The 211-nt window shown below is 43.6% G+C and carries 1 protein-coding gene; it reads right to left on the minus strand.

Going from position 1 to position 211, the window contains the following annotated elements; all coding sequences use genetic code 11:
• The coding region (locus DUK53_RS17420) for an immunoglobulin-like domain-containing protein (RefSeq protein WP_124893274.1) at positions 1 to 211 on the minus strand (211 nt) is incomplete at both ends.

Consider the following 211-nt stretch of genomic DNA (forward strand, 5'->3'; position numbering starts at 1 on the left):
CTATTCGTTACTTGATACGTAACGTCATATACGCCGGGGGTCATGTTATCTACGTCATTTTTGATTAGCTCTAGTTTTCCTGTTAGGTCTCCGTCCTTCGCATCTTTCGCGCTGACTTCTGCCAACGGATCAAAATTGTCGCCTACATAGATGGTATGATCTTTTGCTTCAATGATTGGCTTGCTTAAAACGGTTACTTGGACGGTCTTGG

It is taken from the genome of Listeria sp. SHR_NRA_18 (assembly GCF_003856515.1).
Lineage (GTDB): Bacteria > Bacillota > Bacilli > Lactobacillales > Listeriaceae > Listeria_A > Listeria_A newyorkensis.